This is a genomic window from Streptomyces sp. NPDC058000 (assembly GCF_042886435.1).
Taxonomy (GTDB): domain Bacteria; phylum Actinomycetota; class Actinomycetes; order Streptomycetales; family Streptomycetaceae; genus Streptomyces.
Genome location: NZ_JBHVQS010000031.1, coordinates 71,003 through 84,838 on the forward strand (window position 1 = coordinate 71,003; position 13,836 = coordinate 84,838).

The 13,836-nt window shown below is 69.3% G+C and carries 15 protein-coding genes; 13 read left to right on the plus strand and 2 right to left on the minus strand.

Annotated elements, in window-relative coordinates; translation table 11 throughout:
• Window positions 1-51 precede the first annotated feature (51 nt).
• A complete protein-coding gene (locus ACFVT2_RS26510) occupies window positions 52-882 on the plus strand; it encodes an inositol monophosphatase family protein (RefSeq protein WP_390021897.1) in 831 nt (276 codons plus the stop codon).
• A gap of 95 nt (window positions 883-977) precedes the next feature.
• Here ACFVT2_RS26510 and ACFVT2_RS26515 read toward each other — a convergent pair whose 3' ends face one another.
• Window positions 978-1,148, minus strand: a complete 171-nt coding sequence (locus ACFVT2_RS26515; protein ID WP_180985689.1) for a hypothetical protein — start codon at window positions 1,146-1,148, stop codon at window positions 978-980.
• 321 nt (window positions 1,149-1,469) lie between these two features.
• Between ACFVT2_RS26515 and ACFVT2_RS26520 the strand changes: the two genes are divergently transcribed.
• The 4 genes from ACFVT2_RS26520 (at window position 1,470) to ACFVT2_RS26535 (ending at window position 5,123) form a co-directional block, all read left to right on the plus strand.
• Window positions 1,470-2,123 (plus strand): response regulator transcription factor, encoded by a 654-nt coding sequence (locus ACFVT2_RS26520; protein ID WP_016576171.1) that lies wholly within the window; start codon window positions 1,470-1,472, stop codon window positions 2,121-2,123.
• A gap of 6 nt (window positions 2,124-2,129) precedes the next feature.
• Entirely contained in the window at window positions 2,130-3,398 is a 1,269-nt protein-coding gene (locus ACFVT2_RS26525) for a sensor histidine kinase (protein WP_390021899.1), read from the plus strand.
• Window positions 3,399-3,942: 544 nt separating this feature from the next.
• Window positions 3,943-4,245 carry a DUF4193 domain-containing protein gene (locus ACFVT2_RS26530; protein ID WP_016575747.1) on the plus strand — a complete coding sequence of 101 codons (303 nt, stop codon included), beginning with the start codon at window positions 3,943-3,945 and terminating at the stop codon, window positions 4,243-4,245.
• A gap of 11 nt (window positions 4,246-4,256) precedes the next feature.
• Window positions 4,257-5,123: a hypothetical protein gene (locus ACFVT2_RS26535; RefSeq protein WP_390021900.1), complete on the plus strand. Its 867-nt coding sequence runs from the start codon at window positions 4,257-4,259 to the stop codon at window positions 5,121-5,123.
• Here the strand turns inward: ACFVT2_RS26535 and ACFVT2_RS26540 are convergent.
• Window positions 5,063-5,506: a DUF3093 domain-containing protein gene (locus tag ACFVT2_RS26540; protein ID WP_390021901.1), complete on the minus strand. Its 444-nt coding sequence runs from the start codon at window positions 5,504-5,506 to the stop codon at window positions 5,063-5,065. The genes ACFVT2_RS26535 and ACFVT2_RS26540 overlap by 61 nt on opposite strands.
• 58 nt (window positions 5,507-5,564) lie before the next feature.
• Here ACFVT2_RS26540 and ACFVT2_RS26545 point away from each other — a divergent pair, with 58 nt between their 5' ends.
• The 8 genes from ACFVT2_RS26545 (at window position 5,565) to ACFVT2_RS26580 (ending at window position 13,561) form a co-directional block, all read left to right on the plus strand.
• The gene (locus tag ACFVT2_RS26545) at window positions 5,565-6,158 is read left to right on the plus strand and encodes a PaaI family thioesterase (protein ID WP_390021902.1); all 594 of its coding nucleotides are present in this window, start codon (window positions 5,565-5,567) and stop codon (window positions 6,156-6,158) included.
• Complete coding sequence (dut, locus tag ACFVT2_RS26550; protein WP_390021903.1) at window positions 6,155-6,676, plus strand: dUTP diphosphatase; 522 nt, start codon at window positions 6,155-6,157, stop codon at window positions 6,674-6,676. The genes ACFVT2_RS26545 and dut overlap by 4 nt, the downstream gene beginning before the upstream one ends.
• Window positions 6,654-7,436 carry a DUF3710 domain-containing protein gene (locus ACFVT2_RS26555; RefSeq protein WP_390021904.1) on the plus strand — a complete coding sequence of 261 codons (783 nt, stop codon included), beginning with the start codon at window positions 6,654-6,656 and terminating at the stop codon, window positions 7,434-7,436. The genes dut and ACFVT2_RS26555 overlap by 23 nt, the downstream gene beginning before the upstream one ends.
• Window positions 7,437-7,775: 339 nt before the next feature.
• The gene (kdpF, locus tag ACFVT2_RS26560) at window positions 7,776-7,865 is read left to right on the plus strand and encodes a K(+)-transporting ATPase subunit F (protein ID WP_016575741.1); all 90 of its coding nucleotides are present in this window, start codon (window positions 7,776-7,778) and stop codon (window positions 7,863-7,865) included.
• Between the two features lie 31 nt (window positions 7,866-7,896).
• The gene (gene kdpA / locus ACFVT2_RS26565) at window positions 7,897-9,573 is read left to right on the plus strand and encodes a potassium-transporting ATPase subunit KdpA (protein WP_390021926.1); all 1,677 of its coding nucleotides are present in this window, start codon (window positions 7,897-7,899) and stop codon (window positions 9,571-9,573) included.
• 32 nt (window positions 9,574-9,605) lie between these two features.
• Complete coding sequence (kdpB, locus tag ACFVT2_RS26570; RefSeq protein ID WP_390021928.1) at window positions 9,606-11,711, plus strand: potassium-transporting ATPase subunit KdpB; 2,106 nt, start codon at window positions 9,606-9,608, stop codon at window positions 11,709-11,711.
• A gap of 5 nt (window positions 11,712-11,716) precedes the next feature.
• Window positions 11,717-12,379 (plus strand): potassium-transporting ATPase subunit KdpC, encoded by a 663-nt coding sequence (kdpC, locus tag ACFVT2_RS26575; protein ID WP_390021905.1) that lies wholly within the window; start codon window positions 11,717-11,719, stop codon window positions 12,377-12,379.
• A 426-nt stretch (window positions 12,380-12,805) separates the two neighbouring features.
• Window positions 12,806-13,561, plus strand: coding sequence for an ABC transporter ATP-binding protein (locus ACFVT2_RS26580; protein ID WP_390021906.1), 756 nt, complete (start codon window positions 12,806-12,808; stop codon window positions 13,559-13,561).
• Window positions 13,562-13,836 lie beyond the last annotated feature (275 nt).

Below are 13,836 nucleotides of genomic sequence, written 5' to 3' on the forward strand. Positions count from 1 at the left end.
CGCCCCGCCCGCCCGAGCCCCCGACCACCGCTCGTCCGAGCAAGGAGCACCGTGCCCGACCCGCAGCACCCCCACCAGCCGCACACCGACCCCCTCCTCGACGAACTCCTCGAACTGGCCCTGGAGGCCGCCCGTCGCGCCGCGACCCTGCTGCGCGACGGCCGCCCCGCCGACCTGGGGGTGGCCGCCACCAAGACCAGCCCCATCGACGTCGTCACCGAGATGGACCTCGCCTCCGAGAAGCTGATCACCGACTTCATCGGGGAGCACCGCCCCACCGACGGCTTCCTGGGGGAGGAGGGCGCCGGCAGCCTTGGCACCAGCGGCGTGCGCTGGGTCATCGACCCCGTGGACGGCACCGTCAACTACCTCTACGGTCTGCCCTCCTGGGCCGTGTCCATCGCCGCGGAGAAAGACGGCGAGACCGTCGTCGGCGTGGTCGCCGTCCCGATGCGCGGCGAGACCTTCCAGGCCGTCCGCGGCCGCGGCGCCCACCTCGACGGCGAGCCGATCCGCCACCGGCCCGCCCCACCGCTCGCCCAGGCCCTGATCGCCACCGGCTTCGGCTACCTCACCGAGCGCCGCGCCGCCCAGGCGGAGGTCGTCCGCGCCCTGCTCCCAGAGGTCCGCGACATCCGCCGCGGCGGCTCGGCCGCCATCGACCTGTGCGACGTGGCCTGCGGCCGGCTCGACGGCTACTACGAGCGCGGCCTCAACCCCTGGGACCACGCGGCCGGCGTCCTGATCGCCGCCGAGGCCGGCGCCCTCACCGGCGGCCGCCCCGGCCGGGCCGCCAGCCACGAACTGACCGTCGCCGCCTCGCCGGGCGTCTTCGCCGACCTCCAGCCGCGACTGGACGCACTCGGCGCCTGGCACGACTGACCCGACCCCACGCCCACGAACTGCGTGCGGGCATGACTGCGCCCCGGCACCTTCCCCCGGTGCCGGGGCGCAGCTGCTGTCCTACGCAGCCGAAATCAGGCGTTGACGGTGTACCGCACGCCGTGCTCGGTAGCCAGGCGCTGCAAGTCCTCAAGCTCCGCCAGCTCGACCTCGGCGAGAAGCTCGTCACCCGACTCGCGGGCCCGGACCAGATCGGCTTCGGTGTTCCGTATGCGCTGCAAAATACCTGCGGTGAACGCGTCCATGGTGCGCCCCCTCGTCGTAGGTCGGTGGCACGGGGGTGTGCCGACGGGTGGGTCGATCACGGCGTGATCCCTGCGATGGAAACGAAGCGTGCCAAGACGCCGATACAGGGCGTGATCGCGGGTGTGCAGTCGTCCTCCCCACACGCACCCTCAGGGAAACCTCAATCGGCCCGGAAATCCACGCCCCCACCGCCCAGGCCCCCCGCCTTCCCCCCCTCCACACCCCCCTTACCGCCGGTTTATGACTCTTCGGGGCAGGATGGAAGAGCTCTGAACGTTGGTGTGCCCTGCTCATCGAGGGCCGTAAGGAAGGACTGCGACGTGCGTGTTCTCGTCGTCGAGGACGAGCAGCTGCTCGCCGATGCTGTGGCCACCGGACTGCGCCGGGAGGCCATGGCCGTCGACGTGGTCTACGACGGCGCCGCCGCGCTGGAACGGATCGCGGTCAACGACTACGACGTCGTCGTCCTCGACCGTGACCTCCCGCTCGTCCACGGCGACGACGTCTGCCGCAAGCTCGTCGAGCTGGGCATGCCCACCCGCGTCCTGATGCTCACCGCCTCCGGTGACGTCAGCGACCGCGTCGAGGGCCTGGAGATCGGAGCGGACGACTACCTCCCCAAGCCGTTCGCGTTCACCGAGCTGACCGCCCGGGTCCGCGCCCTGGGACGCCGCACCACTGTGGCCCTGCCACCCGTCCTGGAGCGCGCCGGGATCAAGCTCGACCCCAACCGCCGCGAGGTCTTCCGCGACGGCCGGGAGGTCCAGCTCGCCCCCAAGGAGTTCGCGGTCCTGGAGGTCCTGATGCGCAGCGAGGGCACGGTCGTCTCGGCCGAGCAGCTCCTGGAGAAGGCCTGGGACGAGAACACCGACCCGTTCACCAACGTCGTCCGGGTCACGGTCATGACGCTGCGCCGCAAGCTCGGCGAGCCCGCGGTGATCGTCACCGTCCCCGGCTCGGGATACCGGATCTGACCGCCGATGCCCTCCCTCCCCTCGTTCTCCAGCTCCAAGGCCGCACCGCCACCGCCACCGGTCCCGCCCAAACCGGCCTGGGACCCGAAACCGGTCAACGTCCGGCCCTTCCCGTGGCTGCGCCCCACCATCCGGATACGACTCACGCTGCTGTACGGCGGCATGTTCCTGATGGCCGGCATCGTGCTGCTCACGATCATCTACATGCTCGCCGCGGCCGCCCTGCACGACGGCAGCGCACTGCCGCTGAAGATCCTCGGCGGGAAGTTCCAGTCCACCAGTGACATCTGCGACCTGCCCACCGAGACCTCCGGGGCGCTGCTGCAGGAGGCGGTCAACAACTGCCTGATGCACCAGCGGGCGGTGGCCCTCAACAACCTCCTCAACCGTTCGTTGCTGGCGTTGTTGGGGTTGACGGTCGTGGCGTTCGCGTTCGGTTATGCGATGGCGGGGCGGGTGTTGTCGCCGTTGGGGCGGATCACGCGGACCGCGCAGCGGGTGGCGGGGTCGGATCTGCATCGGCGGATCGAGTTGGGGGGTCCGGATGACGAGCTGAAGGAGTTGGCGGACACCTTCGACGAGATGTTGGACCGGTTGGACCGGGCGTTCGAGTCGCAGCGGCGGTTCGTTTCGAACGCGTCGCACGAGTTGCGGACGCCGTTGGCGATCAATCGGACGTTGTTGGAGGTGCAGCTGGCCGATCCGGAGGCTTCGGCGGAGGTGCAGCAGCTGGGGAAGACGTTGTTGGCGACCAATGAGCGCAGTGAGCAGTTGGTGGAGGGGTTGCTGCTGCTGGCGCGTAGTGAGAACAAGATCGTGGACAGGCGTCCGGTGGATCTGTCGGAGGTGGCCTCGCAGGCGGTGGATCAGACCCGGGAGGAGGCGCAGGGCAAGGGGGTGGAGCTGCGGGGGGTGCGGCAGCAGGTGTTCGTGCAGGGCAATGGTGTGCTGCTGGAGCGGATCGCGTTGAACCTGGTGCAGAACGCGGTGCGGTACAACGTGCCCGAGGGTGGCTGGGTGGAGGTGGCCACCGAGCCGCAGCCGGGGTGTGCGGTGCTGGTGGTCTCCAATACGGGGCCGGTGGTGCCGGCGTACGAGGTGGAGAACCTCTTCGAGCCGTTCCGGCGGCTGCGCACCGAGCGGACCGGCAGCGACAAGGGCGTCGGCCTGGGCCTGTCCATCGTCCGCTCGGTGGTCCGGGCCCACGACGGCACCATCACCGCCGAACCACGCGAAGGCGGCGGACTCGACATGCGGGTGGTGCTGCCGCTCTGACACCGGCGACAGGGCCCCTGTGCGGCCGCTGGAGGGGCCGCTGGGGCCGCCGGGGACTCCTGGCTACCCGCGCGTACGGTCGCCCGCCCGGCGGCCGCACACCCCGATTCCGTCCGTTCCCGGCCGACCGTTTCGGTTTGACGGGACGAGGGGTCTCCGGGGATCCTTCGCCGAGTTCGCTTTGCGCGGAATTCGGCGGGTCCGCCTGCCGCCCTGACCGTGTGTGATCCCTCACAGAGGCTCCATTCCGGCCATCTACCCTCCGTGATCGAAATGCCTGGTGGAAAGCCGGGAAAATCCGGGTTTCCCAGGGCCCTGATCACGGGAAGTACACGTGATGGGCTGCGCGAGGTGCGACATTCGGACCGTGTACGGTCCTGATCGCCATCCAAACCGATCACCTCTTCAGGGGTGCGGTTGGGTGTCGATTGAGTAACAGACCTTGATGTGAGGCAAAATCTCCGCCTCAGGTCGGGCACAAGTCCGGCCTCTCACGCGTTACGAGCGCTGAGACACCGCAGACACCCAGAGGGGGAGAGCGACCATGGCTACGGATTACGACACTCCACGCAAGACCGATGACGACCTCAACGAGGACAGCATCGAAGAACTGAAGTCGCGGCGGAACGACAAGTCCGCCTCGGCCGTCGACGTCGACGAGTTCGAGCAGGCCGAGGGCCTGGAACTCCCCGGCGCCGACCTGTCCAACGAAGAACTCGCGGTCCGCGTCCTGCCCAAGCAGCAGGACGAGTTCACCTGCATGAGCTGCTTCCTGGTCCACCACCGCAGCCAGCTGGCTGCCGAGGACAAGAACGGCAACCCGATCTGCCGCGACTGCGCGGCCTGACCGGTTACGCCGTGCCAGGCGTGAACCCGTTCCGTAAGGGCCGCAAGGGCGGCAACGGTCCGGCGGCCGGCGCACGATCACGCGAGGAAACCGCGCCCGTGCCCGCCGACCTGACCGCCCTCCCCGAGGAACGGACGACCGGTGGACTTCAGCGGCGAGGCCGCCCGGCCTCGCTCGCGGGCGCGGCCGTCCGCGGCGCCAGGAAGGGCCGCGACGGCGTACGGTCCGCGCTCGGCGTGATCGCCGACCGGATCATCGCCACCGCCCCCAGGATCCCGGTACGCGACCTCGCCACCTTGCGCGCGCACTTCCCCGGACTGACCCCCGAGGAACTCGCCGACAAGCTGGTGGCGGGCGCCTGCGCGGGCACCGCCACCGTAGGCGCGGGCGTCGGCGCAGCCGCCATGCTGCCCGTCCCACCCGCCATGCCCGCCGAACTCGCCGCCGAGGTCGCGGGCGTCGCCTCGGTGGAGCTCAAACTGATCGCCGAACTCCACGAGGTCTACGGCCTGCGGCCGGCGGGGAACCGCACCCAGCGCGCCACCGCCTACCTGACGTCCTGGACCCAGGAACGCGGCATCGACATCGCCAAGCCCGCCTCGCTCAACCTCGCACTCGGCGGGCAGATGAGACGCGAACTGCGCCAGCAGATCATGAAGCGCACCCTGCGCAACCTGCCCAACCTCACGCCGTTCCTGGTCGGCGCCGCGGTCGGCGCGTTCCTCAACCGCCGCGACACCAGGAAACTCGCCGACAAGATCCGCGCGGACCTCCGCCGCCGCCAGATCCCCTGGGACGCCCTCCCCGCCCCGACGGGTCAGCCGCGCGCCGACGCCAGCGCCGCGACCAGCCGCTCCGGCTCCCGCGTCGACAGATAGGCGTACGGCGTCGGATCCTCGGGATCGGCGATCTCCACCCGCACCGCCGTCCGCACGTAGCTCCGCAGCAGCATGAAGGCCCGCGCATCGGCCTTGTGCGTCCGCCAGGCCAGCGCCTCCGCCGCGTCCAGCGCCCGCGCCTCACCCAGTGCCGACACCGGGATCTTCGCCTCCCCCGCGATCAACGCGCCGCCCACCACCCGGATCCGCGCCGAGCCGTACGAGCTCACCGCCACCGCGGACAGCGCCGCGCCGCCGATCAGCCCGCCGAGCATCGGGAGCGTCCCCAAGGGGAGCAGCATCAGGGCACAGGCGACGCCGAGGAGCGCGGCGATCACCCACCAGGAGCGGGGCGCGGTGAGACGTTCTTCGTACGACTGCATGCCCCCAGCTTGGCACGGCGGCATCCGCCCCTTATCCGCGCGGGTAGGGTCTGCACTCGTGAGTGGAACTGACCAACCCAGGACGCGGCTGACGCCCCCCGAGGACGCCACGGCCCCGGTCCGGCACCCGGACGCGCCGGCCCCCGGAGAACTCCTCGGCGCGCACTACGACGGGTGCTTCGGCTGCGGCACGGGCCAGCCCCACGGGCTGCACCTGGAAGCCCGGGCCGGCGACGGCGTGCTCGTCACGGCCGAGTTCACCGTCAAGGAGGCCCACCAGGGAGCGCCGGGCCTGGCACACGGCGGAGTACTGGCCACCGCGCTCGATGAGACGCTCGGCTCGTTGAACTGGCTGCTGCGGGTGATCGCGGTGACCGGACGGCTGGAGACCGACTTCGTCACGCCTGTGCCCCTGGGCACGGTCCTGCACCTGGAAGCGCAGGTCACCGCCGTGCACGGCCGGAAGATCTATTCGACGGCGGTCGGCCGGATAGGCGCCCCGGACGGCCCGATCGCGGTCCGCGCCCAGGCCGTGTTCATCGAGGTCAAGGTCGACCACTTCATCGACAACGGAAGGACCGAGGAGATCCAGGCGGCGATGTCCGACCCGGACCAGGTCAAGCGCGTACGCGCCTTCGAGGTGAACCCGTGAGCCAGCTACGGAATCCGGTGGACGTACTCCTGCGCCGGCTGGACCCGGACGTTCCTGTTCCGTCCTACGCGCATCCAGGCGACGCCGGGGTCGACCTGGTCACCACCGAGGCCGCCGAACTGGCACCGGGCGAACGCACCGTTCTCCCCACCGGCGTTTCGATCGCACTGCCCGACGGCTACGCGGCGTTCGTGCACCCCCGCTCAGGGCTGGCGGCCCGCTGCGGATTGGCGCTGGTGAATGCCCCCGGGACGGTCGATGCCGGGTACCGTGGAGAGATCAAGGTGATCGTGGTCAATCTGGATCCGCGCGAGAGCGTGCGGTTCGAGAAGTATGACCGGATCGCCCAATTGGTCGTCCAGCAGGTCGAGAAGGTGCGCTTCCACGAGGTGGCGGAACTTCCCGGCTCGGCGCGGGCCGAGGGGGGATTCGGGTCCACCGGCGGTCACAGGGCGGTGGACGGCTCCACGGGCGGGAATGAATACGCAGCGGTCGGTGACGACCGGGAAGGACAGTGACGTGTTCGGACGTCGCAAGAAGAACGAGGCTCCTGTAGAGCCGGCCGAGGACACGGCGCTCGCCGACGAGGCGGAGACCGGCGAGGACGACGCGACGCAACAGCGGCTCAACCTCCCGCCCGCGCCGCGCCCCGACGGCCCCTGGGACCTGTCGGAGGTCAAGGAGCCCGGCGAGGGCCGGGTCGACCTCGGCGGCCTCTACGTGCCCGGTGTCGAAGGCATGGAACTGCGCGTCGAGGTCGCCGGTGACGCGATCGTGGCCGCGACCGTGGTCCTCCAGGACAGCGCCGTGCAACTGCAGGCGTTCGCGGCCCCCAAGAACGAGGGCATCTGGGGCGAGGTCCGCGCGGAGATCGCCGCGGGCATCACGCAGCAGGGCGGCGTCATCGACGAGGCCGAGGGCCCGCTGGGCTGGGAACTGCGCGCCCAGGTACCCGTGCAGCTACCGGACGGCACCAACGGCGTCCAGGTCGTGCGCTTCGTCGGCATCGACGGCCCGCGCTGGTTCCTGCGCGGAGTGATCTCCGGACAGGGCGCGGTGCAGCCGCAGGCCGCGGGTGTACTGGAGCACATCTTCCGGGACACCGTCATCGTCCGCGGCGAGGGCCCGATGGCACCCCGCGACCCGATCGTCCTCAAGCTGCCCGACGACGCCCAGATGGTGCCCGACGGCGTGCAGCAGGAGCCGGCCCAGGGGTCGCGCTTCGGCGGCGGCGTGGAGCGCCTGGAACGCGGACCGGAGATCACCGAGATCCGCTGACCCACCACGGCACAGCACGGCGCAAGGCCGCACGGTGCCAAAACGCCGCCTCGGCGGCTCAATCGTGACGGTCACAGGGGCCGTACTCCCATACAGGGGGTACGGCCCCTCAGCGTTTACGCAGGTCAGGTCGGGAAGCGTAAGAAAACCGTCAACGGAACGCTAATGGCCGTAAGGGAGGCGTCAACAGCGTTCAAACGGCGGAAGAACGCCGCTTTGCTCTAGGGGTCCCATTCCGTCTGCCCATCTAGGAGCAACGATGGCCGACGTGGCCTTCGTCGTCGTCACCCTCGCGGTCTTCGCTGCGGTGGCTCTCGTCGCCAAGGGGGTGACGAAGCTGTGACCATCGAGAACATCGTCGGCCTCATCGTGGCCGTCGCCCTCCTCGGCTACCTGGTCCTCGCCCTCGTCTTCCCGGAGAGGTTCTGAGGTGTCGACAGCTGCCACCGCAGCGGGCCACATGAGCCCCGCTCTCGCGGGCGTCCTCCAGTTCACAGCGCTCATCGCAGCGCTCGCCCTGGTGTACCGCCCCCTCGGCGACTACATGGCCGCCGTCTACAGCTCCCCCCGCCACCTGCGCGTGGAAAAGGTCATCTACCGCTGCATAGGCGCCAACGCAGAGACCCAAATGCGCTGGCCCGCCTACCTCCGCGGAGTCCTCGCCTTCTCCCTCGCCGGGATGCTCTTCCTCTACCTCCTCCAGCGCCTCCAGGGACACCTACCGCTCTCCCTCGGATTCGCCTCGATCAGCCCCGACCAGGCGTTCAACACCGCCGCCTCCTTCGTCGCCAACACCAACTGGCAGTCCTACAGCGGCGAACAGGCCATGGGCCACGTCGTCCAGACCGCCGGCCTCGCGGTACAGAACTTCGTCTCCGCCGCCACCGGCATGGCCGTCGCCATCGCCCTCGTCCGCGGTTTCGCCCGCTCCCGCACCGGCGAACTCGGCAACTTCTGGGCCGACCTCGTACGCGGCACCATCCGCGTCCTGATCCCCATCTCCATCATCGGCGCCCTCGTCCTCGTCGCCTGCGGAGCCCTCCAGAACTTCTCCGGCATCCACGAAGTCGGCCAGTTCATGGGCGGCGCCCAACAGACCAACGGCGGCGCCGTCGCCTCCCAGGAAGTCATCAAGGAACTCGGAACCAACGGCGGCGGCTACTTCAACGCCAACTCCGCCCACCCCTTCGAGAACCCCAACGCCTTCACCAACCTCTTCGAGATCTTCCTGATCCTCGTCATCCCCTTCGCGCTCACCCGCACCTTCGGCAAGCTCGTCGGGAACGTGAAGCAGGGCTACGCCATCCTCGCCACCATGGCCATCATCTGGCTGGGCCTCACCGCCCTCATGATGTGGAGCGAATTCGCCCACAGCGGCCCCGCACTCCAGGCCGCCGGCGCCGCCATGGAAGGCAAGGAAAACCGGTTCGGCGTAGGCGCCTCCGCGATCTTCTCCGTCGCCACCACCCTCACCTCAACCGGAGCCGTGGACGCCTTCCACTCCTCCTTCACCGCATTCGGCGGCGGCATCCAGCTCCTCGGCATGATGCTCGGCGAAATCGCCCCCGGCGGCGTCGGATCCGGCCTCTACGGCATGCTCGTCATGGCCGTCATCGCCGTATTCATCGCCGGACTCATGGTCGGCCGCACCCCCGAATACCTCGGCAAGAAGATCGGCACCCGTCAGATCAAACTCGCCGCCTGCTACATCCTCATCACGCCGACACTGGTACTCGGCTTCACCGCCGCCGCCATGGTCCTCCCCGACGCCCTCGGCTCCATGCTCAACACCAAGGCACTCGGCGCCGGACCCCACGGCTTCTCCGAAGTCCTCTACGCCTACACCTCAGGCGCCAACAACAACGGCTCCGCCTTCGCCGGACTCAACGCCAACACCCCCTGGTACAACACCACGATCGGCCTGGCCATGCTGCTCGGCCGCTTCCTCCCCATGGTGTTCGTGCTCGCCCTCGCCGGCTCATTCGCCGAACAGCAACCGGTCCCCGAGACCGCGGGCACCCTCCGTACCGAAAAGCCGCTCTTCGCCGGGCTGCTCGTCGGCACGATCCTGATCATCACCGGTCTGACCTACTTCCCGGCACTCGCCCTCGGGCCGCTGGCGGAGGGCCTGTCATGACCGCCCCCGTGAAACCGGAGGAGCACGGCTCCATGTCCACCGCCACACCGACCCGCGCTCCAGAACAGGACGCCAACGGCGGCCAACAGTCCGGCGACGGCCGCGTGGGCGGCGGCCTCTTCGACCCCAAGCAACTGGTCACCTCACTGCCGGACGCCCTGCGCAAACTCGACCCGCGGGTGATGATCAAATCCCCCGTCATGTTCGTCGTCGAGGTCGGCTCCGTCCTCACCACGATATTCGCCTGCGCCTCACCCAACGACTGGTTCGGCTGGGCCATCGCCGTCTGGCTCTGGCTCACCGTCATCTTCGCCAACCTCGCCGAAGCCGTCGCCGAAGGCCGCGGCAAGGCACAGGCCGACACCCTCCGCAAAGCCAAGACCGACACCGTCGCCCGCCGCCTCAACGGCACCGACGAAGAACGCGTACCCGGCACCGAACTCCGCGTCGGCGACCTCGTCGTCTGCGAAGCCGGCGACATCATCCCCGGAGACGGCGACGTCGTCGAAGGCGTCGCATCGGTGGACGAATCCGCGATCACCGGTGAATCGGCTCCGGTCATCCGGGAATCCGGCGGCGACCGCTCCGCCGTGACCGGCGGGACCAAGGTGCTCTCCGACCGCATCGTCATCAAGATCATGACGAAGCCCGGCGAGACCTTCATCGACCGGATGATCAACCTCGTCGAAGGCGCCGCACGACAGAAGACCCCCAACGAGATCGCGCTGAACATCCTCCTCGCGTCCCTCACCATCGTCTTCCTGCTGGCCGTCGTCACCCTTCAACCGTTCGCCATCTACGCCGGCGCCGAGCAGTCCATGATCGTGCTGCTCGCCCTGCTGGTCTGCCTCATCCCCACCACCATCGGTGCCCTCCTCTCCGCCATCGGCATCGCCGGTATGGACCGCCTCGTCCAACGCAACGTCCTCGCCATGTCCGGACGCGCCGTCGAAGCAGCAGGCGATGTATCGACATTGCTGCTCGACAAGACCGGCACCATCACCTACGGCAACCGCCGCGCCGCCGAGTTCGTCCCCGTCCACGGCGCCACCGAAGAAGAACTCGCCGACGCCGCCCAACTGTCCTCACTCGCCGACGAAACCCCCGAAGGGCGCTCCGTCGTCGAACTCGCCAAAGAGAAGTACGCACTGCGCGAGGGTGAGTTCAGCGCCGACACGTTGACGGGCGCCGAATGGATCCCGTTCACCGCACAGACCCGGATGTCCGGCGTCGACGTCGACGGCCGCAAGATCCGCAAGGGCGCCACCAGCTCCGTCCTCGCCTGGGTCCAGGAACGCGGCGGCACCAACAGCGACGATGCCCAGCAACTCGCCGACACCATCTCCCAGGCCGGCGGCACCCCCCTGCTCGTCGCCCTGGAAGACGAGAGCGGCCCCCGCGTCCTCGGCGTCATCCACCTCAAGGACGTCGTCAAGGACGGCATGCGCGAACGCTTCGCCGAACTCCGCAAGATGGGCATCAAAACGGTCATGATCACGGGCGACAACCCGCTGACCGCCAAGGCCATCGCCGAGGAAGCCGGCGTCGACGACTTCCTCGCCGAAGCCACGCCCGAAGACAAGATGGCGCTCATCAAGCGCGAACAGGCCGGCGGCAAACTCGTCGCCATGACCGGCGACGGCACGAACGACGCCCCTGCCCTCGCCCAGGCCGACGTCGGCGTCGCCATGAACACCGGCACCTCGGCCGCCAAGGAGGCCGGGAACATGGTGGACCTGGACTCCAACCCGACGAAGCTCATCGAGATCGTCGAGATCGGCAAGCAACTCCTCATCACCCGAGGCGCCCTGACGACCTTCTCGATCGCCAACGACGTCGCGAAGTACTTCGCGATCATCCCCGCGATGTTCGCCGTGGCCTACCCCGGCCTCGACACCCTCAACATCATGCGGCTGCACAGCTCCCAGACCGCGATCCTGTCCGCGATCATCTTCAACGCGCTGATCATCGTCGCCCTGGTGCCGCTCGCCCTCAAGGGCGTCCAGTACCGACCCGTCAGCGCCGACAAGATGCTCCGCCGCAACCTCGCCGTCTACGGACTCGGCGGCCTCATCGCACCCTTCATCGGCATCAAAATCATCGACCTGCTCATCTCCCTCATCCCCGGAATCGGGTGACCGCCATGAACAACTCCGTACGCAACACCGCCCGGTTGCTGACAGCGGGCCTGCGCGCCCTGCTCGTCCTGACCGTGGTCTGCGGCGTGATCTACCCCCTGGTGGTCACCGGAGTCGCCCAGGCCGCCTTCCCCGGCAAGGCCAACGGATCCGAGGTCACCTCCCACGGCAAGGTCGTCGGCTCCTCCCTCATCGGCCAGCGCTACGACAAGGGCACCGACAAGAAGGGCAACCCGATCCCCGACCTCCGCTACTTCCAGCCCCGCCCCTCGGCCGGCCTGGGGAGCAACCGCACCAACGGCGTCAACACCCAGTACGACATCCAGGTCTCCGGAGCCTCCAACCTGGGCGCCACCAACACCGACCTCATCAAGGCCATCAAGGAACGCAAGCAGTGGGTCGCCACCACCTACGGCGTTCCCGAGTCAGAGGTACCGGCCGACGCCGTGACCTCCTCCGGCTCCGGCCTCGACCCGGACATCTCACCCGAGTACGCACTCCTCCAGGCCAACCGCGTCGCCAAGGAGAACCACCTCCCCGCCGACAAGGTCGAGCAGCTCGTCCAGGACCACACCCAGGGACGCCAACTGGGCTTCATGGGAGAACCCCGGGTCAACGTCCTGGACCTGAACGTGGCACTCCGGGACCTGGCACAGACACACCGGTGACGGACGACGGCTTACGGACACGCCACACGCGGTGCACCACCGTCACACACGAGGGCGGCCCCGGGGATGACCTTCCCCGGGGCCGCCCCCTTGCGTACGCCGCGGACCACCGCCACCCCTTGCTGCCAGGCGCAGCCACTACGGGGAAGCCAGGCGCCGGGCACCGCAGCCCGAACGCGACTTCTGCCACCGGGACGTGACGGCCCGCGGGCCGACCGAACCCCACCTGACCTGCCCCTCCCCGAGTTATCCACAGGCATTGCCGGCCCGCGCGCCCCATCCTCATACTGTTTCGCAACGGGCAGACAACACACCAACGAAGACGAGCGGTTGCCCCTCCGGTGAAACTAACTGGGGGAAATCCAAGGCAAGTTGGAGGGCTCCAGCGACACAGGGGCTAAGACCAGAACGGGGGAACCACCCACCATGAACGGGAACAGCGAGGCAAACGGCGGGACGACGACCGCGGGTACGGCCGTCGCCGACGCGGTGCCGGCGAAGGCGATGGTCCTCGTCGAGGACCTGCACCGGACCTACGGCACCGGAACGGGCGCCGTACACGCCCTGCGCGGAGTGACATGCCGTGTCCCGCACGGCGAACTGGTCGCCCTGCGCGGCCGCTCCGGATCCGGCAAGACCACCCTCCTCAACCTCATCGGCGGCCTGGACACCCCGGACTCCGGACGGATCACCGTCGACGGCACACCCCTGACCGACCTCGGAGAAAACGAACTACTGGCGATGCGCCGCGACCGCATCGGCTTCGTCTTCCAGTCCTTCGGACTGATACCGATACTCAGCGCCGCCGAGAACGTCGGAGTACCGCTGCGGCTGCGGAAGGTCCCACCGCGGGAGCGCGAAGCGCGCGTCGCACTCCTGCTGTCCCTGGTGGGCCTCGCCGACCACGCCACCCAGCGTCCCGGGGAGCTCTCCGGTGGCCAGCAGCAACGCGTCGCCATAGCGCGCGCCCTCGCCAACCGTCCCGCCCTGCTCATCGCAGACGAGCCGACGGGACAACTGGATGCCGAAACCGGCCTGGAGGTGATGGAACTGCTCCGCGCCGTCGTCCGCAGCGAGCGTGTGACGGCGCTGGTCGCCACACACGACACCACTCTCCTCACCCTCGCCGACCGGGTGCTGGAGCTGGACGACGGGGTGGTCACGGTGGCGGGGGAGGGGTGAACGGAGGGGAGGAGGGACGTGACGTGGGGGCGGGGCCGGGGGCGCGGGGTGGGGGAGGGGTGGGGGGGAGCCCCCCAAGGGCAACGGCAGCCGAGGGACCCCCACCCCACCCCCCCCCCCCCAAACCCCCCCCCCCCCCCCCCCCCCCCCCCCCCCACCCCCCCCCCCCCCCCCCCACACCCCCCCCCCCCAACAAACACCCCCAGACCCACACACACCACCACCACACAAACAAAAACACAAAGATAGACGGGGGCGAAAAGAAACCCGCCCAC